Raw genomic sequence first — 25191 nt, 5'->3', positions numbered from 1 at the left:
GCTACCGGGCCCGCCTCGCGCAGGGCCCGAACGGATGCACATCATGATCGGTCACCTCGAATTGCTTGGACGCCTGCTGCTGGCCGCGCTGCTCGGCAGCGTGATCGGGCTCGAACGCGAGCGTCTGAACTGGGCCGCCGGGCTGCGCACGCACATGCTCGTGTGCGTGGGCTCCGCGCTCGTGATGCTGGTATCGACGTTCGGCTTCGAGGACGTGCGCGGGCAGAACGGCGTCGTGGTCGATCCGTCGCGGGTCGCCGCGCAGGTCGTGTCGGGCATCGGCTTCCTCGGCGCGGGCTCGATCCTGCTGCGCGGCGAAGTGGTGCGCGGGTTGACGACGGCCGCGAGCCTGTGGGCCGTGGCCGGCGTCGGGCTTGCCGCGGGCGGCGGCATGGTCGTTGCGTCGGTCGGCGCGACGGCGATCGTGCTCGTTATCCTCGCAGGCGTGAAGCCGCTCGAGCGCCGTTTCATTGCGCAGCGCCAGCAACGCACGCTGCTGCTGGTGGCCGAGCGCGGCGGCCTGACGCTCAACACGCTGCACGAAGCGCTCGGCCCCGGCCGCGTGCGCGTGAAACGGTTCATCGTCCAGCAGTCGGACGACGATCCGGACACCGACGACATCTCCGTCTCGTTCTCGCGCACGAGCGGGCCGGAATTCGCGGCGATCTGCGAGACGCTGCAAAACATCGCGTGCGTGCGGACCTGTCAACCCGACACCTCGTCAAGGAGTTTCGTGTGACCCAGACCGACCTGCTCTCCTATCTCGTGACGAGCCAGCTCGCCGCGCGCATGCGCACCGGCGCCTGGCTCACGACCAGCCAGCTGGTCGGCGCGTTGCGCGCGTGGCTCGCGTGCCGGCGCGCCGAATGCGACTGGCTCGACCGGATCAGGATCGCATACGCGTCGGCGACGATCGCGCAGGAGATCTACGACATCGCGGTCGTGCACGGCGAACGCGTGCGGCTCGACGCGCATTCGCCGGAACTGCAGGCGCTGCGTGCGCGCTGCGACGCACTGTTGCAGCGGATCGACGGCGACCGGGACGTCGGCGCACGATGATCGTGCCGGACCGCGTGACCCGCGCCGAGGACCGGCGCATCGACGCCGCGCCGGCGGACGGCCCGCCGCGGCACGGCCTGCTCGAGCGCGGGCGCAACTGCGACGCGATCCGCGGCGCGGACCGCTTCGCGATGCTCGTCGACGGCGACGCGTACTTCTCGACGCTGCGCGCGGCGCTGCTGCGCGCGCGCCATACCGTGTTCATCGTCGGCTGGGACGTGGACAGCCGGATGCGGCTCGCGCCCGCGGGCGCCGGCGACACGCTGCCCGACACGCTCGCCGCCTTCCTGCACGCGCTCGCGTCCGCCCGCCACAACCTGCGCATCTACGTGCTCGCGTGGGACTTCGCGATGATCTACGCGCTGGAGCGCGACTGGCCGCCCGTGTATCGGGCCGGCTGGCGCGCGCATCGCGGCATCCGGTTCCGGCTCGACGACGCACATCCGCGCGGCGCGTCGCATCACCAGAAGCTCGTCGTGATCGACGACCGGCTCGCGTTCGTCGGCGGCCTCGACCTGACGCGCGCCCGCTGGGACACGCCGGCCCACGCGGCCGACGACCCGCGCCGCCGCGACGAGCACGGCATGCCGTACGCGCCGTTCCACGACGTGCACGCGATGTTCGACGGCGACGCGGCCGCCGCGATCGGCGAACAGGCGCGCTCGCGCTGGCTGCAGGCGTGCGGGCGCCCGATCGCGATCCGCGCGCAGCGGCATCTCGAGCGGGCGGCCGACGACGATCCGTGGCCGCCCGATGCGCGCGTCGACGTGCGCGACGTGCGGCTCGGCATCGCGTATACGGCGCCGCGCCACGGCGGCCGCGAGCCGGTGCTGCAGGTGCGCGCGCTCGTCGAGGACACGATCCGCGCCGCGCACCGGCACCTGTATATCGAAAACCAGTACTTCACCGCGGCGGTGGTGCGCGAAGCGTTGTCCGCGCGCCTGGCCGACGCGCACGGGCCGGACGTGACGGTCGTCGCGCCGCGCGTGCAGAGCGGCTGGCTGCAGGAAGCGACGATGGGCGTGCTGCGCGCGCGGCTGCACGCGACGCTCGCGTCGGCCGACCGCTTCGACCGCTACCGGCTGCTGTATCCGCACGTCGACGGGCTCGGCGACGCGTGCGTGAACGTGCACAGCAAGGTCGCGATCGTCGACGACGAATGCATCGTGATCGGCAGCGCGAACCTGAACAACCGCTCGATGCTGCTCGACACCGAATGCTGCATCGCGCTCGTCGCGGCAGGCGATCCACGCATTCGCGCGGCGATCGCCGGCATGCGCGAGCGGCTGCTGGCCGAACATCTCGGCACGACGCCCGCCGCGGTGGCCGACGCGTTCGCGGGCGAGGAGCGGCCGAACGTCGTGCTCGACCGGCTGCGCGCGAAGCCGGGCCGCACGCTGCGCACGCTCGATCCGGCCGTGTCGCCGCAATTCGAGGCGCTCGTGCCGGTCAGCGCGCGGCTCGATCCCGAGCAGCCGATCGAGCCGGACCGGTTCGTGCGCGAATTCGTGCCGCACGAGCAGCACCGCTCGCTCACCGCGCGTTTTTTCGTGCTCGGAGCGATCGTGCTCGCGATCGCCGCGCTCGCGCTCGCGTGGCGCTTCACGCCGCTGGGCGCGCACCTGAACGTCGCGTCGCTGTCGCACGCGGTGGCCGCCATCGCCCGGCTGCCGGCCGCGCCGGCGCTGCTGCTCGCGGCCTACGTGGTCGCGGCGACCTTCGCGGTGCCGATCACGCTGCTGATCGCCGCGACGGGGCTCGTGTTCGGCGCGTGGCCAGGCTTCGCGTATGCGGGCGTCGGCTCGATGGCGGCGGCCGCCGCGACCTACGCGCTCGGCCGCTGGCTCGGGCGCGACGCGGTGCGCCGGCTCGCCGGCCCGCGCGCGAACCGGCTGAGCGAGCACATCGGCCGCCGCGGCGTGGTCGCGATGGCCGTGCTGCGGCTGCTGCCGATCGCGCCGTTTACCGTCGTGAACCTCGTCGCCGGCGCGTCGCACATCGGGCTGCGCGACTTCCTGATCGGCACCGCGCTCGGGATGCTGCCCGGCATCGTGCTGACCGTCACGTTCGCGCATCAGTTGACCGCGGCGCTCAGCCATCCCGGCCCTGGCGCGTTCGCGTGGCTCGCGGCGATCGGCCTCGCGCTGGTCGGCGTGTCGATCCTGCTCGTGAGGATATTGCGACGATGGCGTTGAGCAAACACGCGGCCCCGCCGCCGCACGTCGTCACCGCCGAAGCGGCGCCTGCCGCCGCGCCGGGCGGGCGCGACCTGCGGATCGCGACCTACAACATCCGCGGCGGCTACGGCGCGTGGCCGGCGCGCGCGGCCGACCGGATCGCGGCGGTGATCGACGAACTCGACGCGGACGTGATCGCGCTGCAGGAGGTGCCGCTCGGCGGCACGCGCGCGCCGGACGTGCTCGCGCATCTGCGCGACGCAACCGGCATGCACGCGGTGGCCGGCCCGACGATCGACACGCCGGAGCGCCGCTACGGCAACGCGGTGCTGTCGCGCTGCCCGATCCGCGCGGCGCGCACGCTCGACCTGTCGTTCCACCCGCGCGAGCCGCGCGGCGCGCTCGACGCCGACATCGAGTGCAGCGCCGGCCCGATCCGCGTCGTCGCGACCCATCTCGGGCTGTCGGCGAGCGAACGCAGCGCGCAGGTGCAGCGGCTGCTTGCGGCGTTCGACACGGGCGCGATGCCGGTGATCCTGCTCGGCGACATCAACGAGTGGTTCGTGCGCGGCCGCGCGCTGCAAGCGCTCGTGACCCGGTTCCGGCGCGCGCCGGCGCCGCGCACGTTCCCGACCGTGTGCCCGGTGTTCTCGCTGGACCGGATCTGGATTCATCCGGGCGAGCTGCTGGTCGACGTGGTCGTGCATCGCAGCGCGCGAGCGCGGCACGCATCGGATCACTATCCGCTGGTCGCGCGGATGCGCGCGACGCCCGCGACGGGCACGGCGCTTGCGCGGTGAGCCTTTTCTCGCTCCGACGGAGGCAGCCCATGCGAACCGACGCACTCGACGGAAAGGATCTCGACTACTGGTGCGCACGCGCGTTGTGCGCCGACGATGAAGACACGCTGCGTTTCACGGCCGTCGCGCCGACCGTCGTCGTGACGGCCGCCTGCGACGCGTTCCGGCATCTTGACGCGCCGTTTGCGCCGTCGGCCTCGTGGGCCGACGCCGGTGCGGTGCTCGATCGCGTGGAGGACCTGCGGATCGCGCGTCACGGCGACGACGTCGAATGCGACGCCACCTTCGTCGACGGCCCGTCGACCTGCGGCGCCCACGGCCGCGACGCGCGCGTGGCGCTGCTGCGCGCGTTCGTGCGTGCGCGTTTCGGCGATGACGTGGACGCGCCGCCGTCGTTCCCGCATCGGATCGAACACGGCAAGGTGGTGCGCTATGACCCCGGTGTGCCGATTCCGGATACGGACGATGATCCGGCGACGGGCGACAGCTCGGATATTCGGTCCATCCCGCGCATGTAATACAGGTGCGGCCTCGGCGGTCATGTAAAAACGACAGGCCCTTTCAAACCGCCTTTCCGTGCACGCCCTGTTCCGCCGGTGATCGCGCAGCAGGCACACCGATTGCGATGCCGCTGCGTTACCGCTCGCCGCCATCCGCCCGCGCCACGCCATGGACTCCACACCGCCGTTCGCTCCACACCTCTACTTCTGCGACGCCCGCCTCGTCGGGCCGCTCGACGCGTGGCCGCAGACCTTCGCGCATATCGCCGGGATGGGCTTCGATCACGTGCTGGTCGGCGCGTTCTGGGCCGCGAGCGTCGCCGGCTTTCCGCGCCACGTGGCCGATTTCCGGCGGCCGGCCCGGTCGTTCGAGACGCGCGCGAGCGCGCTCGAAACCTTCTCGCGGCTCGCGCAACTGGCGAAAGGCCACGGGCTGCGCCTGCTGCTCGAGGTCGTGCCCGATCGCATCGCACGCGAGAACCCGCTGCGCGCCGAGCATCCGGACTGGTACGTCGAGCACACGCACGACGACGCGCTGATCGATCCGCGCGGCACCGCGCACGCGCTGGATATCGCGCATGCGAACGCCGGCGACGAAGCGGTGCGCGACGCGCTGTCGGCATGGTGGTGCGCGCATCTCGCGGCGTTCGCCGACGCGGGCGCGGCCGGCTTCCTGATCGACGCGCCGCATCATCTGCCGGCCGACTGGTGGCCGGGGTGGCGCGCGGCGCTGCGCCGCGCACGCCCGGACGTCGCGGTGCTCGCCGGCGTGCCCGGCCATGCGCGCGACGCGCTCGCGCAGCTCGAAGGCGCCGGGTTCGACGCGGTGTTTTCATCGGTGCGCTGGTGGGACTTGCGCGCGCCGTGGTTCGCGGACGAACACCGGCTGCTGCGTCGGATCGGCGCGCCGATCGCGTTCCCCGATGCGCCGGACGGCCCGCGTCTCGCCGACGACTGGCCCGACGCGTCGGACGACACCGTCGCCCGCGCGTATCGCCGCGCGCTGTGGACGGCCGCGGCCGTCGGCACCGGCTGGCTCGTGCCGATGGGATTCGAGCGCGGCGTGACGGTGCCGCTGATGGCGCGCGACGCGGATGCCGAACGTTACCGCGCCGCATTCGAGCACGCGCGTTTCGACCTGTCGGGCGCGCTCGCCGATGCGAACGCGTGGCGCCGCGCCACCCCGGTCGCGGCGACGCGCGGCGAAATCGTGCAACTGAGCGCGCCGGCCGCGCACGCGACCGCGCTGCTGCGCGGTACGGGCCCGTCGCTCGACCATGACGACGCGGCGTTGCTGATCGCGTTGAATCCCGATCTCGACGCGCCCGCCACGCTCGACCCCGCGACGATCCTGCCCGGCGTGCCGGGCGGCTTCACGCGCGTCGTCACGCATGCCGGCGCGCACCCGCATCCGCCTGCCGCGCTCGAACCGTTCACGCTCGCGCCCGGCGCGTATGCGCTGCTGCATGCGTGGCGGGCGCCGCCCGTCACGACACGCCCGGACGCCGCGCGTGAGCGCACCGTGCTGTCGGCGGCGCTTGCAGCCGACCGGATCGCGATCGAGCGCGTCGAGCCGTCGGTCGACGGCGGCCGCTTCGCGATCAAGCGCGTGATCGGCGAGCCGCTCGTCGTCGGTGCGTCGATCTTCACCGACGGCCACGCGCATCTGGCGGCCGTGCTTCAGTGGCGCGCCGCCGACGACGATACCTGGCGCGAAGTGCCGTTCGAAGCCGAGCCGAACGACCGCTGGCACGCGCGCGTCACGCTCGACCGGCTCGGCCGTCATGAATTCCGCGTGGTCGCGTGGCGCGACGACTGGGCGTCGCTCGTCACCGATATCGCAAAGAAGCGCGCGGCCGGCCAGGACGTCACGCTGGAGGTGCGCGAAGCGCAACTGCTGCTCGCGACCGCGCTGAAGCAAGCCGAGCCGGTCGATCCGCGCGCGCGCAAGCAGATGGAACGGCTCGCCGCAGAGCTCAAGGACGCGTCGCCCGACGACCGCCTCGCACTGATCGGCGCGCCCGAACTCGCCGATGCGTACGCGGCGCTGCGCTACCGCCTGTTCGTCACGCACGACGCGACGACCTACCCCGTCGACGTCGAACGCCGCAAGGCGCGCTTCTCGAGCTGGTACGAGATGTTTCCGCGCTCGGCGAGCGACGATCCGCACCGGCACGGCACGTTCGACGACGTGATCGCGCATTTGCCGCGCATCCGCGACATGGGTTTCGACGTGCTGTATTTCCCGCCGATCCACCCGATCGGCATGTCGGCCCGCAAGGGCCGCAACAACAGCCTGACCGCGGGCCCCGACGACGTCGGCAGTCCGTATGCGATCGGCTCGCCCGACGGCGGGCACACGGCCGTGCATCCGCAGCTCGGCACGCTCGATTCGTTCCGCGCGCTGGTCGACGCCGCGCGCGGGCACGGGCTCGAGATCGCGCTCGATTTCGCGATCCAGTGCTCGCCCGACCATCCGTGGCTCGCCGCGCATCCGGGCTGGTTCGCGTGGCGGCCCGACGGCTCGCTGCGCTTCGCCGAAAACCCGCCGAAGCGCTACCAGGACATCGTGAACCCCGATTTCTACGCGCCGGACGCGCTGCCCGACCTGTGGCTCGCGCTGCGCGACGCGGTGCTGTTCTGGGTCGACGCGGGCGTGCGGATCTTCCGCGTCGACAACCCGCACACGAAGCCGCTGCCGTTCTGGGCGTGGATGATCGACGACGTGCGCGGCCGGCATCCGGACGTCGTGTTCCTGTCCGAGGCGTTCACGCGCCCGGGGATGATGTATCGCCTCGCGAAAGTCGGCTTCTCGCAGTCCTACACGTATTTCACGTGGCGCGAATCGAAGCGCGACTTCATCGATTACCTGACCGAGCTGACGGCCGGCCCCGCGCGCGAATTCTTCCGGCCGAACTTCTTCGTCAACACGCCCGACATCAACCCGCGCCACCTGCAGAACGCGCCGCGCTCGCAGTTCGTGATCCGCGCGGCGCTCGCGGCGACGCTGGCCGGCTCGTGGGGCCTGTACTCGGGCTTCGAGCTCGGCGAATCGGCGCCGCTGCCGGACAGCGAGGAATACGCGGATGCGGAGAAATACGAGCTGCGCGCGCGACTGGAGCAAGGCCGCGCACATCGGCGCGGAAATCGCGCGGCTGAACCGCGCGCGGCGCGATCACCCGGCGCTGCAGACGCATCTCGGGCTCACGTTCGTCGACGCGGACAACGATTCGGTGCTCGTGTTCATGAAGGCGACCCCCGCGTTCGACAGCGTGGTGGTCGTCGCGATCAGCCTCGACCCGTGGCATCCGCAGGCCGCCAACTTCACGCTCGATGCGGCGCTGTGGCGCGGCCTCGGGCTGGCCGACGGCGAGCCGCTCGATGCGCTCGAACAGGACGCCGCGCACGCGCAGACCTGGCGCGGCCAGCGCCAGTACGTGTCGCTCGATCCGCACGTGCGGCCGTACGCCATCTGGCGGCTCGCGCCGCCTCCGGGCGCCGCGCGGGCGGCGACGCCCGCGCCGGACGACGCCCGACCTTCCTCGGGAGCCCACGGATGATGAAACGCGAAGATTCCCTCGACGACGTGCGCCGCGCGCAATTCCCGTCGCTCGCGCCGGCCGGCACGCCGCGCCGGCGCCGCGCGCGCCGCCGCGAACCCGCGCTCTGCGCGGACGATCCGCTGTGGTACAAGGACGCGATCATCTACCAGGTGCACGTGAAGTCGTTCTACGACTCGAACAACGACGGCATCGGCGATTTCCCCGGCCTGATCGCGAAGCTCGACTACATCGCCGAGCTCGGTGTCGACACGATCTGGCTGCTGCCGTTCTATCCGTCGCCGCGCCGCGACGACGGCTACGACATCGCCGACTACCGCGACGTGCATCCCGACTACGGCACGCTGGCCGACGTGCGGCGCTTCATACGCGAAGCGCATGCGCGCGGCATCCGCGTGATCGCCGAACTGGTGATCAACCACACGTCGGACCAGCATCCGTGGTTCCAGCGCGCGCGCCGCGCGAAGCCGGGCTCCACGTATCGCGATTACTACGTGTGGTCCGACACCGATACGAAGTACGCGGGCACGCGGATCATCTTTCTGGATACCGAAACGTCGAACTGGACGCACGATCCGGTGGCCGGCCAGTATTACTGGCACCGCTTCTACTCGCACCAGCCCGACCTGAACTTCGACAACCCGGCCGTCGTGCGCGAAGTGATCCAGGTGATGCGCTTCTGGCTCGACCTCGGCATCGACGGGCTGCGGCTCGACGCGGTGCCGTACCTGGTCGAGCGCGAAGGCACCAACAACGAGAACCTGCCGGAAACGCATGCGATCCTGAAGCGGATCCGCGCGACGATCGACGCCGAATACCCGAACCGGATGCTGCTCGCGGAAGCGAACCAGTGGCCGGAAGACGTGCAGGAATATTTCGGCAACGAGGACGAATGCCACATGGCGTTCCACTTCCCGCTGATGCCGCGCATCTACATGTCGATCGCGAGCGAGGACCGCTTCCCGATCCTCGACATCATGCGCCAGACGCCGGCGCTCGCGCCGAGCAACCAGTGGGCCGTGTTCCTGCGCAACCACGACGAGCTGACACTCGAGATGGTCACCGATTCGGAGCGCGACCTGCTGTGGCAGACCTATGCGAGCGACCGGCGCGCGCGGCTGAACCTCGGGATCCGGCGCCGGCTCGCGCCGCTGATGGAGCGCGACCGGCGCCGCATCGAGCTGATCAATTCGCTGCTGCTGTCGATGCCCGGCACGCCGGTGATCTACTACGGCGACGAGCTCGGGATGGGCGACAACATCCACCTCGGCGACCGCGACGGCGTACGCACGCCGATGCAGTGGTCGTCGGACCGCAACGGCGGCTTCTCGCGCGCCGACCCCGAACTGCTCGTGCTGCCGCCGGTGATGGGCTCGCTGTACGGCTATGACGCGATCAACGTCGAAGCGCAGACGCGCGACCCGCATTCGCTGCTGAACTGGACGCGGCGCATCCTCGCGACGCGCCGGGCGTCGCAGGCGTTCGGGCGCGGCACGATCCGCTTCCTGCGCCCGGACAACCGCAAGGTGCTCGCGTATCTGCGCGAGCTGGACGGCCACGAGCCGCTGCTGTGCGTCGCGAACCTGTCGCGCGCATCGCAGGCGGTCGAGCTCGACCTGTCCGAATTCGCGGGCCGCGTGCCGATCGAGATGACGTCCGATTCGCCGTTTCCGCCGATCGGCCAGCTCCCGTATCTCCTCACCTTTCCGCCGTACGGATTCCTCTGGTTCGTGCTCGCCGAGCACGGCCGCGAGCCGTCGTGGCGGCAGCCGCACGCGGAACCGTTGCCCGAATACGTGACGCTCGTGATGCGGCGCGGCGACACGCGGCCGGACGTCTCGCAGCTGCACACGCTCGCGCACGACGCGCTTGCGTCATGGCTCGCGCGGCGGCGCTGGTTCGCGTCGAAGGACCGCAAGATCGGCGACGCGTGGCTGAACGTCGTCACGCCGATTCCGGACGAGCCGTTCCAGTATGCGGAGGCATGGGTGTCGGCGAGCGACGGCGGCGTCGAACGCTACGTGGTGCCGCTCGCGGCCGCGTGGGGCGGCGAGACGTCCCATCCGCTGTTCGCGCAACTCGCGCTGGCGCGCGTGCGGCGTGGCCATACGGTCGGCTACCTGACCGACGCGTTCGCGCTGCCGGCGTTCGCGCGCGGGATGCTGCGCAAGCTGCGCGACGGCGCGACGGTGCCCACGTCCGACGGCGGCCGGCTCACCTTTCTGCCGGAAGACGCGCTCGCCGGGCTCGATCCGGGCGACGACGCGGAAGTGCGCTGGCTCGCGGCCGAGCAGAGCAACAGCTCGCTCGTGATCGGCGACGCGATCGTGCTGAAGCTGGTGCGCAAGGTCGCGCACGGCGTTCATCCGGAAGCGGAAATGAGCCGGCACCTGACGCGCATCGGCTATGCGAACACCGCGACGCTGGCCGGCGAAGTCGTGCACGTCGATCCGGACGGCACGCCGCATACGGTCGCGATCCTGCAGCGCTACGTCGACAACCAGGGCGATGCGTGGACGCGCTCGTTCGACTTCCTGCGGCGCGCGATCGACGAACTCGCGCTGCCGGCCGCGGACGAAGGCGAGGCGGCCGAAACGGACGAGGAACCCGATGCGCTGCTCGGCTACGCGGCGTTCGCGGGCATCATCGGCACGCGGCTCGGCCAGTTGCACGTCGCGCTCGCGCAGCCGTCCGACGATCCCGCGTTCGCGCCGGAGCGCGCGACGCCCGATCACATCGACGGCTGGTGCATGGACGCGATCGCATCGTTCGAGCGCGCGCTCGACGTGCTGCGCACGCGGCTCGATGCGATCGATGCGCCCACCCGCGCGTCGGCCGATGCGCTGCTCGCGTCGCGCGACGCGGCCGTGCTCGCGCTCGGCGAGCTCGTGCCGCGCACGCTCGACGCGCAATGCACGCGGATTCACGGCGATTTCCATCTGGGCCAGGTGCTCGACGTGCAGGGCGACGCGCTGCTGATCGACTTCGAAGGCGAACCGGCGCGCCCGCTCGAGCGGCGTCGCGCGAAATCGCATCCGCTGCGCGACGTGGCCGGCCTGCTGCGCTCGCTGTCATACGTCAGCGCGACCGCGCAGTTCGCGATCGAAAAAGCGCCGCCCCAGGCCGCCGGCCGCAAGCGCGCGCTGTTCGACCGCTTCGGGCAGGCCGCCGCCGACCGTTTCGTCGAATGCTATCGCGCGGCCGCGGACCTCGCCCCCGCGCGCTTCGTCGATCCGCACTACGCGGACCGCCTGCTCGCGCTGTTTCTGATCGACAAGGCGTCGTACGAGCTGTGCTACGAAGCCGCGAACCGGCCCGACTGGCTGAGCGTGCCGGTCGGCGGGCTCGCGGCGCTGGTCGACCGGCTGCTCGGCGACGGCGTGCTGCCCGACGACGGAGGACACCCATGACCGACACGCTGTTCGAACGCGCCGATATCGACGCGCTGCTCGCCGGCCGCCATCCCGACCCGTTTGCGTGCCTCGGCCCGCACGAACAGGCCGACCGGATCGTCGTGCGCGCGCTGCTGCCCGGTGCGGAGCGCGTGCGCGCGCTGTCGCCGGACGGCGCCGAGCTCGGCGCGCTCGCCTGCATCGATCGCGCCGGCTGCTTCGCGGGGACGATCGCGCACGACGGCGGCTGGCCGCATTACCTGCTCGCGATCGACTGGCCGAACGCCCACCAGGTCACCGACGACGCGTATGCATTCGGCACGCTGCTCGACGAAGCGGCGCTCGCGCGCTTCTCGGCCGGCGATCCCGATGCCGTGCTCGACTGCCTCGGCGCGACACCGGTGCGCATCGACGACACCGACGGCGTGCGCTTCGCGGTCTGGGCGCCGAACGCGCAGCGCGTATCTGTGGTCGGCGATTTCAATGCATGGGACGGGCGCCGGCATCCGATGCGGCTGCGGCGGCCGTCGGGCGTATGGGAGCTGTTCGTGCCGGGCATCGGCGCGGGCGAGCGCTATAAGTTCGAGCTGCGCGCGGCCGACGGGCGCGTGCTGCCGCACAAGGCCGACCCGTGCGCGCGCGCGACCGAGGCGCCGCCGAGCACGGCATCGGTGGTCGCCGACGTCGCGGCGCTCCACGCGTTCGCATGGCACGACGACGGCTGGATGCACGCGCGGCCGCGCAACGACGACCGCTATCGCGTGCCGTGGTCGATCTACGAGGTCCATCCGGAATCGTGGCAGCGCATCCCCGAACAGATGGACCGCAGCGCGACGTGGGACGAACTCGCCGAGCGGCTGATTCCATACGTGAAAGGGATGGGCTTCACGCACGTCGAGTTCATGCCGATCGCCGAATACCCGTTCGGCGGCTCGTGGGGCTACCAGCCGCTGTCGCAGTTCGCGCCGTCCGCGCGCTTCGGGCCGGTCGAGGGTTTCGCGCGGTTCGTCGATCGCGCGCATGCGGCCGGCATCGGCGTGATCGTCGACTGGGTGCCCGCGCATTTTCCGAACGACGCGCACGGGCTCGCGCAATTCGACGGCAGCGCGCTGTACGAGCATGCCGATCCGCGCGAAGGCATGCATCCCGACTGGAACACGTGCGTGTTCAACGTCGGGCGCACCGAAGTCAGTGCATTCCTCGTCGCGTCGGCGCTCGCATGGGCGCGCCGCTATCACGTGGACGGCATCCGCGTCGACGCGGTCGCGTCGATGCTGTACCGCGACTATTCGCGCAAGGAAGGCGAGTGGGTGCCGAACGTGTACGGCGGCCGCGAGAACCTCGAATCGGTCGCGTTCCTGCGCCGGCTGAACGACACGCTGCACGGTGCGTCCGCGCCGGCCGGCGTCGTCACGGTCGCGGAAGAATCTACCGCGTGGCCGGGCGTCACCGCGTCGACCGCCGACGGCGGGCTCGGCTTCGACTTCAAATGGAACATGGGCTGGATGCACGACACGCTCGCATACCTGCACGAAGACCCGATCCACCGCCGCTATCACCACGACCGGATGACGTTCGGGCTCGTGTACGCGTTCTCCGAGCGCTTCGTGCTGCCGCTGTCGCACGACGAGGTCGTGCACGGCAAGGGCTCGCTCGTCGCGAAGATGCCCGGCGACGCGTGGCAGCGGCTCGCGACGCTGCGCGCGTATTTCGGCTTCATGTGGGCGCATCCCGGCAAGAAGCTGCTGTTCATGGGCAGCGAATTCGCGCAATGGTCGGAGTTCGCGCACGATGCGACACCGCATTGGGACTTGCTCGACGCGCCCGCGCATCGCGGCGTGCAGCGGCTGGTGCGGGATCTGAACCGCACGTATGCGGCCGAACCGGCGCTGCATGCGCTCGACTGCCACGCGGCCGGGTTCTCCTGGCTGATCGGCGACGACCGCGACAACAGCGTGTTCGCGTTCGCCCGCCGCGACGATGCGGGGCACCTCGTCGTCGCCGTGTGCAACTTCACGCCCGTGCCGCGCAGCGGCTACCGCCTCGGGCTGCCCGCGCCCGGGCACTGGCGCGAACTGATGAACACCGATGCCGCGACGTACGGCGGCACCAACGCCGGCAACGACGGCGCCGTGTGGGCCGAAGCCGTGCCGGCCCACGGCGAGGCGTGGTCGGCGACCTTGCGCCTGCCGCCGCTCGCGACGCTGTGGCTTACCCCTGCCTGATCACTCGCTCGCGCCCTCGACACGGAGAACCGCCCCATGCCGACCGCCCTCCCCACCCGTCTCGAATCCGGCCGCAGCTATCCGCTCGGCGCGACCTGGGACGGCCTCGGGACCAATTTCGCGGTGTTTTCCGCGCACGCGCATCGCATTCAGCTGTGCGTGTTCGATCCGACCGGCCGCAAGGAACTCGCGCGCCTCGACCTGCCCGAATGCACCGACGAGGTGTGGCACGGCTACCTGCCCAACGCGCATCCGGGCACCGTGTACGGGTTTCGCGCGGACGGCCCGTACCAGCCGCAGAACGGCCATCGCTTCAATCCGACCAAGCTGCTGCTCGATCCGTACGCACGCAAGCTGGTCGGCCAGTTCCGCTGGTCGGACGCGCTGTTCGGCTATCGCGTGCATTCGAATCGGGCCGATCTGTCGATGGACCGCCGCGATTCGGCGCCCGCGATGCCGAAAGCCGTGGTCGTCGACGAAGCGTTCGACTGGAGCAACGACCGGCGCCCGAACGTGCCGTGGCGCAGTACCGTGATCTACGAGACGCACGTCCGCGGCGCGTCGATGCGCCGCGCCGGGCTGCGCCCGCCGGAGCGCGGCACGTTCGCGTCGCTCGCGCATCCGGCGTTCATCGATCATCTGCTGTCAATCGGCGTGACGACGGTCGAGCTGTTGCCGATTCACGCGTTCCTGCAGCAGCGCGAGCTCGTGAAACGCGGGCTGCGCAACTACTGGGGCTACGACACGGCGGCGTTCTTCGCGCCGGAGCCGTCGTATCTGACGACGCGGCGACTCGACGAAATGCGCATCGCGGTGCGCCAGTTGCACGCGGCCGGCATCGAGGTCGTGCTCGACGTCGTCTACAACCACACGTGCGAAGGCAACCAGCTCGGGCCCACGCTGTCGTGGCGCGGCCTCGACAACGCGAGCTATTACCGGCTGCGGCCCGACGATCTGCGCTACCACGTCGACGAAACCGGGTGCGGCAACACGCTGAACATGTCGCATCCGCGTGTCGTGCAGATGGTGATGGATTCGCTGCGCTACTGGGCCACCGCGTTCAACATCGACGGCTTCCGCTTCGATCTCGGCGTGACGCTCGGCCGCGAGGATCACGGCTTCGAACCCGGCGCGGGGTTCTTCGACGCGCTGCGGCAGGACCCCGTGCTCGCGCAGCGCAAGCTCATCACCGAGCCGTGGGATCTCGGCCCCGGCGGCTATCAGCTCGGCCGCCATCCGCCCGGCTTCGCCGAGTGGAACGACCGGTTTCGCGACACCGTGCGACGCTTCTGGCGCGGCGACGCTGGCCAGCGCCCGGAACTGGCGGCACGCTTGTCGGGCTCGGCCGACCTGTTCAATCACGGGCGGCGCCGCACCTGGGCATCGATCAATTTCGTCACCGCGCACGACGGCTTCACGCTCGCCGATCTGGTGTCGTACGCGGGCAAGCACAACGACGCGAACGGCGAGGACAACCGCGACGGCCGCGACGACAACTGCAGCGCGAACTGGGGCGCCGAAGGGCCGACCGACGACGCGGCGATCCGCGACGTGCGCCGGCGCGTCGCGCGCTCGATGCTCGCGACGCTGTTTACCGCGCTCGGCACGCCGATGCTCGTGGCGGGCGACGAATTCGGCCGCACGCAGCAGGGCAACAACAACGCGTATTGCCAGGATAACGAACTGTCCTGGCTCGACTGGGACTTGGCGCACGGCGACGAAGGCGTCGAGATGACCCGCTTCGTGTCGCGGCTCGCCGCGCTGCGGCGCATGTACCCGGTGATGTCGGCGCCGCGCTACCCGTCGGGCGACCGCGACGGCGCGCCGGGCATGCGCGAGATCGAATGGTTCGACGAACGCGGCCACGCGCTGACCGTCCCCGCGTGGGAAGACGGCGAACGCCGCGCGCTGACGATGCGGCGCGTCGGCACCGGCCGCACCGGACGCACCGAGGCGTTGCTCGTGATGCTGAACGCATCGGCCGACACCATCACGTTCATGCCGCCCGCGCCCGTACTCGACTACCGGATCCTGCTCGACACCGCGACGCCCGACTCGGGCCCGCGCTCGTGGCCGGAAGCGGGCCTCGACGTCGCCGCGCATGCGGCCGCGATCGCGGTCGCGGCCGTGCCGCCGCCCGATCAGTCTCCTTCCCGAGGATCGCCATGACATCCCGTTCCGCCCGCCCAACCGGCACGCATGCATTCGAATCGTCGTTCGGCGCGACCTGCGTCGATGCCGACCACACGCGTTTCCGGCTGTGGGCGCCCGCGAGCCGCACGGCCGCCGTCGAGCTGCAGGACGAAGGCGGCCGCGCGATTCCGATGACGCCGGCCGGCGACGGCTGGTTCGAGACGGTCGCGCCGTGCGGCCCCGGCACGCTGTACCGCTACCTGCTCGACGACGCGCTCGCGGTCCCCGATCCCGCGTCGCGCTTCCAGCCGTACGACGTGCACGGGCCGAGCCAGATCGTCGATCCAACCGGGTACCGCTGGCGTCACGACGCATGGCGCGGCCGCCCGTGGCACGAGACGGTGCTGTACGAGCTGCATGTCGGCGCGTGCGGCGGCTACGCGGCCGTCGAGCGGCGGCTGCCGACGATCGCCGAACTCGGCGTGACCGCCGTCGAGCTGATGCCCGTCAACGCATTCCCGGGCGCGCGCAACTGGGGCTACGACGGCGTGCTGCCGTTCGCGCCCGACGCGTCGTACGGGCGGCCCGAGGAGCTGAAGTCGCTGGTCGACACCGCGCACGGGCTCGGGCTGCAGGTGTTCCTCGACGTCGTCTACAACCACTTCGGCCCCGACGGCAACCTGCTGCCGCGCTACGCGCCCGAATTCTTCCGCGCGGACCCGCAGACCGCGTGGGGACCGGCGATCGACTTCTCCCGCCCGCAGACGAGCGCGTTCTTCATCGACAACGCGCTGTACTGGCTCGACGAGTACCGTTTCGACGGGCTGCGCATCGACGCCGCGCACGCGATCGGCGACGACGCATGGCTGCGCGAACTCGCGCGCCGCGTACGCGCGCACGCGGGCGGCGCGCGCCACGTGCATCTCGTGCTGGAGAACGAGCGCAATACCGCGAGCCTGCTCGGCCCCGGCGGCTTCGACGCGCAATGGAACGACGACTTCCACAACAGCGCGCACGTGCTGCTGACCGGCGAGCGCGACGGCTACTATCGCGCGTACGCCGACGCGCCGCTGCGCCATTTCGCGCGCACGCTCGGCGAAGGCTTCGCGTATCAGGGCGAACCGTCGCCGCTGCACGACGGCGCGGCGCGCGGCGAGCCGAGCGCGCACCTGCCGCCGACCGCGTTCGTCGTGTTTCTGCAGAACCACGACCAGATCGGCAACCGCGCGTTCGGCGAACGGCTGCGCGCGCTCGCGAACGACGACGCGGTGCGCGCGGCCACCGCGCTGATGCTGCTCGCGCCGTCGATTCCGCTGCTGTTCATGGGCGAGGAAGACGGCAGCACGCAGCCGTTCCAGTTCTTCACCGACTATCGCGGCGCGCTCGCCGACGCGGTGCGCGAAGGCCGGCGCCGCGAATTCGCCGCGTTTCCCGCGTTCGCCGATGCCGCGCATCGCGACGCGATTCCCGATCCGAACGACATCGCGACGTTCGTGCGCTCGTCGTTGCACCATCCGCCCGACGAATCGTGGCCCGACGCGGCCGCGTGGCGGCGCTTCTACCGCAGCGCGCTGGCCGTGCGCGCGGCGCTCGTGACGCCGCACCTGGCCGGCGCGCGGTCGCTCGGCGTCGATCTGCTCGCGGGCGACGGCGACCCGCCCGCGCTCGCCGCGCGCTGGCGCCTCGGCGACGGCAGCACGCTGACGATCGCGCTGAATCTCGGCTCGCACGACGCGACGCTGCCCGCGCTGCCGGTCGGCAAGATCGTGTTCGAGACGCCGCCGCGCGCGCGCGACCGGCTGCCGGGCGGGCACGTGCCGCCCCGCGCGTGCATCGCGTGGCGCGACGGCGCGGTCAACCAGGATGCGCGGCATCACCGCGCGAACGGACGGAGTTCATCATGACGACCGACGTTCCGATCGCGGCGCTCGCCCGTGCGGCCGGACTGGAGCCCGACTGGACCGACGCGGGCGGCGTCGCGCGGCGCGTGGACGACGACGCGCTCGTCGCGCTCGTCGATGCGCTCGGCTGGCCGTGTGGCACCGCGATCCAGCGGGTCGACAGCGCGGCGGCGCTCGCCGACGCGAACGCGGCGCCGCCGCGCACCGTGACCGGCGACGCCGGCCTGCCGCTGACGCTGCCCGCGACCGTCGCGGCGCCGGGCGCGCGCTTCAGGATCTCGCTCGAAAGCGGCGGGCACCTGGACGGGCGCGTGGGCGGCACGGGCGAACACGGCACGCTGCCGCCGCTCGCGATGGCCGGCTATCACGCGCTCGACGTCGGCGAGCAGCGTATCGGGCTCGCGATCGCACCACCGCGCGCGCGGCCGTTCGACGCGTTCGCGCGCACACGCGACGCGAACAGCCGCTGGGGCATCGCCGCGCAGCTCTACGGCCTGCGCCGCACCGGCGACGACGGCGCGGGCGACTACACGACGCTCGCGCGGCTCGCCGCGCACGCGGCGCGCCACGGCGCGCAGGCCGTGGCGATCAGCCCGACGCACGCCGGCTTTCCGGCCCTCCCCGCGCACGACAGCCCGTATTCGCCGTCGTCGAGGCGCTGGCACAACGTCGCGTATCTCGACTGCGACGCGGTGCCGGGCGCCGATGCCGCGCCGCGCGCATCGGCCGCCGTCGCCGACGCCGACGCCGCACCGATCGACTGGCCCCGCGTGCTGCCGGCGAAGCTGCGCCGTCTGCGTGCATGCTTCGACGCATGGCGAGCGAGCGACGACCCGTCGCGCGACACGTACCAGCGGTTTCGCGCGGCGGGCGGCGCGGCGCTCGACGCGCACGCGCGCTTCGATGCGCTGCAGGCGTTCTGCATCGAGCACGGGATCGGCGCGGATTGGCGGCAATGGCCGGCGCAATGGCGCATGCCGGGATCGGCGGAAGTCGACGCGTTCGCGCACGCGCATGCCGACACGATCGCGTTCCACACCTTCCTGCAATGGTGCGCGTCGCGCGCGCTGGGCGACGCGCAGCACGCGGCGCGCGGCGCGGGCATGGCGACCGGGCTGATCGCCGATCTCGCGGTCGGCTCCGATCGCGCCGGCAGTGACGCGTGGGCGCACGGCACGACGCTGCTGCGCGGCGTGTCGCTCGGCGCGCCGCCCGACCTGTTCAATGCGGCCGGCCAGGCGTGGGGCGTGACGACGTGGACGCCCGCCGCGCTGCGCGCGGACGGCTTCGTGCCGTTCATCGAGCTGCTGCGCGCCGCGTTCGCGCACGCGGGCGGCATCCGCATCGATCACGTGCTCGGCTTCGCGCGGATGTGGATCGTGCCGGACGGTGGCTCGCCGCGCAGCGGCGCGTACCTGCGCTATCCGCTCGACGATCTGGTGCGGCTCGTCGCGCTCGAGGCGGCCCGCCATCGCGCGATCGCGATCGGCGAGGATCTCGGCACCGTTCCGGCCGGATTGCGCGAACGGCTCGGCGCGCAGGGCGTCGCGGGCATGCGCGTGCTGTGGTTCGAGCGCGACGCGAACGGCGCGTTCCGGCCGCCGTCCGCATGGGATCGCGATGCGATCGCGACCACCTCGACGCACGACTTGCCGACCGTGGCCGGCTGGTGGCGCGGCGTCGATCTCGGATGGCGGCGCGTCGCAGCCGACGCCGAAGCCGGGAAACGGCGCGACGACACACCGCCGCGCGACGTGGCCGCCCCGGCGCCGGACGATGCGAGCACGCACGATTCCGACGAGATCGTGCAGCGCATGGCGTTCGGACACGACACCGTGCAGCGCCCCGAGCCGGGCAAGCCGACGCCGCCGCCGGCTTCGCCGCCCGAGCTGCTCGCCGCCCACGCGGAACGCGCCACCGAGCGCGCGGCGCTGTGGCACGCGCTGCAACAGGCCGGGTGCGCGCCGGCCGGCGCCGCGGCGCCGCCGGCCGACATGCCGCCGGTGAACGCGATCCTCGGCTACGTCGCGATCAGCCCGTCGCCGCTCGCGCTGCTGCCGCTCGAGGATTTGCTCGCGCTCGACGCGCAGCCGAACCTGCCGGGGCCGCCGTGCGGCCATCCGAACTGGCGGCAGCGTCTGCCGCGCACGGTCGACACGCTGTTCGACACCGACGTGCGCACGCGCATCGCCGCCGTCGTGCATGCGCGCCATTCGCGGGGGCGCCGCCCATGACGCCGCGCGCGACGCTGCGCCTGCAGTTGCACGCGGGCTTCACGTTCGACGACGCGGCCGCGCACGCCGACTACTTCGCGCGGCTCGGCGTGAGCCACCTGTACCTGTCGCCGGTGTCGACGGCCGAGCGCGGCTCGCTGCACGGCTACGACACCGTCGACTACGGCGCGCTCAGCGCGGAACTCGGCGGCGAAGCCGGCTTCCTGCGGCTCGTCGATGCGCTGCGCGCGCGCGGCCTCGGCATCATCATCGACATCGTGCCGAACCACATGGGCATCGGCGGGTCGTCGAACGGCTGGTGGAACGACGTGCTCGAATGGGGGCCGGCGAGCCCGTACGCACGCACCTTCGACATCGACTGGCATCCGCCGGACCCGGCGCTCGACGGCAAGGTGCTGCTGCCGTGCCTCGGCGCGCCGTACGGCGATGCGCTCGCGGCCGGCGACATCACGCTGCGCGCCGATCCGGCCGCGGGCCGCTTCTATATCGCGTGCCCCGGGCGGCGGCTGCCCGTGGCCGCCGCCACCTACGCGGAAATCCTGCGCATCGCGAACCGCGCGGACCTTAACGCGCTCGCCGAGCGCTTCGATGCCGCGCCGGCACGCGGCAGCGCGCGGCTGGCCGCCGCCCATGCGGCGCTGCGCGATCATGCGGCCGCGCACGGCCCGCTTGCGCTCGACGCGGTATTGCGCGGCGCCGATCCGCGCCGCGCCCGCTCGCGCGCCTGCCTGCACCGATTGCTCGAACGCCAGCACTACCGGCTCGCGTGGTGGCGCACGGCCGCCGACGAGCTGAACTGGCGGCGCTTCTTCGACATCGCGACGCTCGCGGCCGTACGCGTCGAAGACGACGCGGTGTTCGACGCCGTTCATGCGCTGCCGCTGCGCCTCCACGCGGCCGGGCTGGTCGACGGCGTGCGCGTCGATCACGTCGACGGCCTCGCCGATCCGCGCGCGTACTGCCGGCGGCTGCACGCGCGGCTCGCCGCGCAGCGCGACGCGCGGCCCTACGTCGTGGTCGAGAAGATCCTCGCGCCCGGCGAGGCGCTGCGCAGCGACTGGGCCGTCGACGGCACGACCGGCTACGACTTCATGAACGACGTCGGCGCGCTGCTGCACGACCCGGCCGGCGCCGCGCCGCTCGCCGCGCACTGGGCGGCCGTGTCGGGTTCCGCGCGCACGTTCGCGCAGGAAGCGTTCGACGGCAAGCGGCGCGTGCTGATGCGCCAACTCGCCGTCGAGCATGCGCGCGTCGCGCGGTTGCTGCACGGGATCGCGCGGGCGTCGCCCGCGACGCGCGACGTGAGCCGGCTCGCGATCCAGCGCGTGCTCGGCGAACTCGCGGTGCGGCTGCCCGTGTACCGGATGTATCCGGCGCCGGGCGAGGAACTCGCCGACGCCGACCGGCGCGTGCTCGCCCACGCGTATGACGGTGCGCATGCGGCCGTCGATCCGACCGACCGGTTCGCGCTCGAGCGCGTCGCCGCGTGGCTCGGCCTGCCGGTCGTGCGCGTACCGCGCGCGAACGCGGACGCGCTAGTCGCGGCGCGCGTCGCGTTCGCGCAGCTCACCGCGCCGCTGGCCGCGAAGGGTGTCGAGGATACGGCCAACTATCGCTATGGCCGGCTGCTGTCGCGCAACGAAGTCGGCGCCGACGCCGGCGACTTCAGCCTGTCGCGCGGCGCGTTCCATGCGCGCAACCGGCGTCGCGCGCGCACCGTGCCGCACGGGCTCGTCGCGACGGCCACGCACGACCACAAGCGCGGCGAGGACGCGCGTGCGCGGCTCGCGGCGCTCAGCGAGGCGCCCGATGCGTGGCGCGCGGCATCGCTCGACTGGTCGGCGCTGAACCTGCCGCATCGCGGCGGCGCGCACCGCGACCTCCCGTGGACGCCCGGGCCGGCCGCCGAGGCGATGCTGTACCAGACGCTCGTCGGCTGCTGGCCGCCCGCGCTCGCACCCGACGATGCGGCCGGCCTCGACGCGCTCGCGACGCGCGTCGTGCAATGGCAGACGAAGGCGCTGCGCGAAGCGAAGCAGCACACCGACTGGCTCGCGCCCGAGCCCGACTACGAGCGCGGCTGCGAGGCATTCGTTCGCGCGATCCTGACGCCGCGCGGCGCCGGGGATTTTCCGCATCGGCTGCATGCGTTCGTCGCGCGGATCGCGCCGGCCGGCGTCGTCAACAGCCTCGCGCAGACGGCGCTGCGGATCGCGTCGCCCGGCGTGCCCGATCTGTATCAAGGTACCGAGTCATGGGATCACTCGCTCGTCGATCCGGACAACCGGCGCGACGTACCGTTCGCGACGCTGGCGGCCGAAGCGGTCGATGCGCCCGTTGCGTCGTATCTGCCGACGTGGCCCGACGCGCGCGTGAAGCGCGCGCTGATCGAGCGGATGCTGGCGCTGCGGGCGCGATGGCCGACGACGTTCGCGGATGGCGTGTACGTTCCGCTGCGCGTGCGCGGCAAGTTGGCGCGGCATGCGGTGGCGTTCGCGCGGTGCGACGATGCGGCGACCGTGGTGGTGGTCGCGACGCGGCTCGCGTGCCGGTTGCTGGGCGAAGCGCCCGGATTGCCGCGCGTGGAACCGGGGCGATGGGGTGATACGGCCGTCGTGCTGCCGCGCGGCGTCGAAGGGCCCTGGACAGACGCGTTGAATGCCGGGGACGCGATCGATGCGCCGGATGGTGTGCTGGCGCTCGATCGCTGTCTGGCCGAGTTGCCTGTGGCGGTGCTCGTCGCGGCGCGGAGTGAAAACTGAAGGCGATGTCCGATTGACGGTAGTCCGCGAGCAGCCCGCGATCGATTTTGTGCAAAAACGTGCCGCGAATAATCGATCTTTCAAACGCGTGATCGGCTTTCACCCGAAACGTCCGATCGCTAGCCAGTTTGTTCAGCCGACGATCTGCGTCAACGACCTTACGACCACTCCTCCGGCGGCATCTCGCCGCGGTCGTCTTCCCACAGCGGTTTCGCCGCCTCTTCTCCGCGGCTCGGCGTCACCGGCCCGTTTCCGCTTGTGCCGCGGTCACCGCGCTCGGCCCGCCGCGCGCCGTCGCGCGGCACCGCCTGCGCTCGCACTCGAGCCCGCGTACGTGTCGGCGTCACGGTCCGCTGCCCGTCGCGGCGACGCTCGTCCGTCGAGCCTGCATCGTCTGTCTGTCGTGCGTTCGAAGCTGTAGCCATTCCGTTCTCCTGAGTCATCGAAAGAAACCGGTCGCCCGAACGCAGCAATTTCGGTGCCGCCCGCCGGGCAAGCATCTTGCTCCGCTGATTCGACCGAAACCGTTCCGGAGGTGACGATGCCGACGAATCGCAACACGCCGCCCGCCACACGCCGCCGCCTCGGCGGATGGATGGCCACCGAGGAATCCCGCATGGCCGCGTTCCGCGAAAAAATCGCGAACGAAGCCCGCGCGCATGCCGGCGAGCGGCTGCGCACGCCGGCCGTGCAGGACCTCGCGCGGCTGTTCGACGACAACGCGGTGCTGCGCATGAGCCTGACCCGCGCGATCGACGAAGCGTGCGAATCGGGATACCGGCTCGGCTACACGTCGATCGGCGAGCTGATGACCGTGCTCGACCATCTGATGACCTACACGCCGCCGTTCAGCGAGGAAAGCCTGATCGTGTGCCCGCTGAACGCGTTCTTCGACTGGCCGATGTGCATGCCGTCGGGCCACGCGGTGTTTCGCGACGCGGCCGTGAACGCGCAGTTGAAGCGCGTGCTGAACGTCTGGTGCGACTTCCTTGGCGGCCCGCACTCGCGCACGCATCTCGACACGTCCGCGCCCGACGGCTGGTTCTGCGACGCAGCACGCAAGCGTCTGGGGCTGTCGCAGTTCCAGTATCGCGAAGACCAGCCGCACTGGGGCTTCGATTCGTGGAACGACTTCTTCACGCGGCGCTTTCGCGATGGCGCGCGGCCCGTCGCGGCTCCGAACGATCCACACGTGATCGTCAGCGCGTGCGAAGCCGCGCCCTATCACGCCGAAACCAACGTGAAGCTGCGCGACACGTTCTGGATCAAGTCGCAGCCGTATTCGCTGCGCGACCTCTTCACGCCCGCGTGGCTGCCGCTCGCCGAGCGCTTCGTCGGCGGCGACGTCTATCAGGCCTACCTCAGCGCGTACAACTATCACCGCTGGCATGCGCCGGTGCGCGGCGTCGTCACGCACGCGTATCGGGTAGACGGCGCCTATTATTCGGTCGCCGAAGCGGAAGGCCCGGACCCGGCCGGGCTCAACGACTCGCAGGGCTACATGACAGCGGTGGCCGCACGCGCGGTGATCGCGATCGCGAGCGACGATCCGGGCATCGGCACCGTGGCGGCCGTGTTCGTCGGGATGGGCGACGTATCGTCGTGCGTGGTCGAGGTCGTGCCGGGGCAGCGCGTCGACAAGGGCGACGAGATCGGTTACTTCCAGTTCGGCGGCTCGACCTACTGCCTGCTGTTCGAGCCCGGCGTGATCGACCGCTTCCTGTACGCGCCGCCATTCGAAGGCGAGCCGCCCGTCGTGCAGGTCAATGCGCCGGTCGCGGTCGCGCGGTGAGCGCGGCGCGCGGCCCTGCGCATCACCCGTCGGTCGCCTCGTTCAGGCCGATTGCGTGGGCACCGGCGGCGTCATGACGCTGCACGCATCGCAGCACCGACAGGCCGTCGGCCGTCAGCGCGGGTCGGTGCGCGCCCGACGCGTCGTCGTGCTTCATCACGATCAGGCGTCGTTCGACGAGCGCGACGACGTCGTCGCGATCGATCTGGATCTGTTCGGGCGCGTGATGCGCGAGGAACAGTGCGGCGAATTCGTGGGCGGTCAGCATGCTCGTTTCCCCGGTTGACGGCTGCGCTCGGTGCGACGACGGCGTCGCCTCGGCATGCGGCGCGTATCGTGCGCCGGCGACGTCAGGGGCATGCACGGACCGTGCCAAGTGGCATACTTCGGCCGGTATCCGTGCCGCGCCGATGCCACGTGATAGGGCACTTGGGGGCGATCGTGAACCGCTGCAAAGTTTTCAACGGCGTGTAACGTCGCCGCCGTTGGGTTCCGCGCTGCTGATATGACTACCGGTCGAATCACTGCCGGGGAGGTATCCGGAATTTAGTGTGTGAGGCGGGTTGAGATTCAGACTCCAATGTTGAATCGTTCTGGGTAAAGCAGTGCGAACTGAGTCATGGCGCTCTTCCAATCGTGCCGGGAACCCGTCCACT

At 71.5% G+C, this 25191-nt stretch carries 14 protein-coding genes and 1 pseudogene; 14 read left to right on the top strand and 1 reads right to left on the bottom strand.

Annotated elements, in window-relative coordinates; translation table 11 throughout:
• The first annotated feature begins 43 nt into the window (after positions 1-43).
• The 14 genes and pseudogenes from LGN10_RS27255 (at position 44) to LGN10_RS27195 (ending at position 24535) form a co-directional block, all read left to right on the top strand.
• Positions 44-739: an MgtC/SapB family protein gene (locus LGN10_RS27255; RefSeq protein WP_059575219.1), complete on the top strand. Its 696-nt coding sequence runs from the start codon at positions 44-46 to the stop codon at positions 737-739.
• A complete protein-coding gene (locus LGN10_RS27250; protein ID WP_059575052.1) occupies positions 736-1059 on the top strand; it encodes a hypothetical protein in 324 nt (107 codons plus the stop codon). The genes LGN10_RS27255 and LGN10_RS27250 overlap by 4 nt, the downstream gene beginning before the upstream one ends.
• Positions 1056-3254, top strand: a complete 2199-nt coding sequence (locus tag LGN10_RS27245; protein WP_226225625.1) for a VTT domain-containing protein — start codon at positions 1056-1058, stop codon at positions 3252-3254. The genes LGN10_RS27250 and LGN10_RS27245 overlap by 4 nt, the downstream gene beginning before the upstream one ends.
• Positions 3245-4036 carry an endonuclease/exonuclease/phosphatase family protein gene (locus LGN10_RS27240; RefSeq protein ID WP_226225623.1) on the top strand — a complete coding sequence of 264 codons (792 nt, stop codon included), beginning with the start codon at positions 3245-3247 and terminating at the stop codon, positions 4034-4036. Before LGN10_RS27245 ends, LGN10_RS27240 begins: the two co-directional genes overlap by 10 nt.
• A gap of 29 nt (positions 4037-4065) precedes the next feature.
• Positions 4066-4554 carry a phage protein NinX family protein gene (locus LGN10_RS27235; protein WP_060310417.1) on the top strand — a complete coding sequence of 163 codons (489 nt, stop codon included), beginning with the start codon at positions 4066-4068 and terminating at the stop codon, positions 4552-4554.
• A 151-nt stretch (positions 4555-4705) separates the two neighbouring features.
• Positions 4706-6583: pseudogene (locus LGN10_RS33760) on the top strand (maltotransferase domain-containing protein); the annotation flags it as partial.
• Between the two features lie 1039 nt (positions 6584-7622).
• Positions 7623-8096, top strand: coding sequence for a hypothetical protein (locus LGN10_RS33845; RefSeq protein ID WP_413227166.1), 474 nt, complete (start codon positions 7623-7625; stop codon positions 8094-8096).
• Positions 8096-11506 (top strand): maltose alpha-D-glucosyltransferase, encoded by a 3411-nt coding sequence (gene treS, locus LGN10_RS27225; RefSeq protein ID WP_226225684.1) that lies wholly within the window; start codon positions 8096-8098, stop codon positions 11504-11506. Before LGN10_RS33845 ends, treS begins: the two co-directional genes overlap by 1 nt.
• Positions 11503-13713 carry a 1,4-alpha-glucan branching protein GlgB gene (glgB, locus tag LGN10_RS27220; RefSeq protein ID WP_226225622.1) on the top strand — a complete coding sequence of 737 codons (2211 nt, stop codon included), beginning with the start codon at positions 11503-11505 and terminating at the stop codon, positions 13711-13713. Before treS ends, glgB begins: the two co-directional genes overlap by 4 nt.
• 36 nt (positions 13714-13749) lie before the next feature.
• Positions 13750-15882: a glycogen debranching protein GlgX gene (glgX, locus tag LGN10_RS27215; RefSeq protein ID WP_226225620.1), complete on the top strand. Its 2133-nt coding sequence runs from the start codon at positions 13750-13752 to the stop codon at positions 15880-15882.
• Positions 15879-17750 (top strand): malto-oligosyltrehalose trehalohydrolase, encoded by a 1872-nt coding sequence (gene treZ, locus LGN10_RS27210; RefSeq protein ID WP_226225619.1) that lies wholly within the window; start codon positions 15879-15881, stop codon positions 17748-17750. Before glgX ends, treZ begins: the two co-directional genes overlap by 4 nt.
• Positions 17747-19981, top strand: coding sequence for a 4-alpha-glucanotransferase (malQ, locus tag LGN10_RS27205; protein WP_226225618.1), 2235 nt, complete (start codon positions 17747-17749; stop codon positions 19979-19981). The genes treZ and malQ overlap by 4 nt, the downstream gene beginning before the upstream one ends.
• A complete protein-coding gene (gene treY, locus LGN10_RS27200) occupies positions 19978-22743 on the top strand; it encodes a malto-oligosyltrehalose synthase (RefSeq protein ID WP_226225617.1) in 2766 nt (921 codons plus the stop codon). The genes malQ and treY overlap by 4 nt, the downstream gene beginning before the upstream one ends.
• A 541-nt stretch (positions 22744-23284) precedes the next feature.
• Positions 23285-24535 carry a phosphatidylserine decarboxylase family protein gene (locus LGN10_RS27195; RefSeq protein ID WP_226225616.1) on the top strand — a complete coding sequence of 417 codons (1251 nt, stop codon included), beginning with the start codon at positions 23285-23287 and terminating at the stop codon, positions 24533-24535.
• A 22-nt stretch (positions 24536-24557) separates the two neighbouring features.
• Here the strand turns inward: LGN10_RS27195 and LGN10_RS27190 are convergent, their stop codons facing one another.
• On the bottom strand, positions 24558-24803 hold the full coding sequence (locus LGN10_RS27190) for a hypothetical protein (RefSeq protein ID WP_226225615.1): 246 nt from the start codon (positions 24801-24803) through the stop codon (positions 24558-24560).
• Positions 24804-25191 lie beyond the last annotated feature (388 nt).

It is taken from the genome of Burkholderia sp. AU32262, from assembly GCF_020419985.1.
Classification (GTDB): domain Bacteria; phylum Pseudomonadota; class Gammaproteobacteria; order Burkholderiales; family Burkholderiaceae; genus Burkholderia; species Burkholderia semiarida.
The sequence above is the reverse complement of the archived record's forward strand: the minus strand, read 5'-3'. Positions and strand labels throughout refer to the sequence as shown.